Annotated in this window: 1 protein-coding gene; it reads right to left on the bottom strand. The window is 63.8% G+C overall.

Annotated elements, in window-relative coordinates; translation table 11 throughout:
- On the bottom strand, positions 1-206 hold a 206-nt coding region (gene folK, locus H6A60_RS14670), incomplete at its 3' end, for a 2-amino-4-hydroxy-6-hydroxymethyldihydropteridine diphosphokinase (RefSeq protein ID WP_239477759.1).
- Positions 207-240 lie beyond the last annotated feature (34 nt).

Here is a 240-nt window from a genome sequence, read left to right as displayed (position 1 = left end):
TGCGGCAACGTCAGGTCGGGGTCGGCGCTTTCCTGCCCGTCAAAGTCGATGATGTCCAAATCGAGCGTGCGCGACGTCCAATGGTCGGTGCGCACGCGACCATGTGAGGCTTCGATGCGCTGCAAACCGGCCAGCAGTTCGGCGGCCGAAAGCCTGGTATCCACGGACACGACCGCATTGCGGAATTCCGCAGTACCTTCCGGCATGCCCCATGCGTCGGTCCGATAGAGCGGCGACACC

Origin of the sequence: Sutterella massiliensis (genome assembly GCF_016899755.1) — a bacterium.
GTDB classification, from domain to species: domain Bacteria; phylum Pseudomonadota; class Gammaproteobacteria; order Burkholderiales; family Burkholderiaceae_F; genus Sutterella; species Sutterella massiliensis.
Note: the sequence above shows the minus strand (reverse complement) of the source record. Positions and strands in the feature narration are given on the sequence as shown.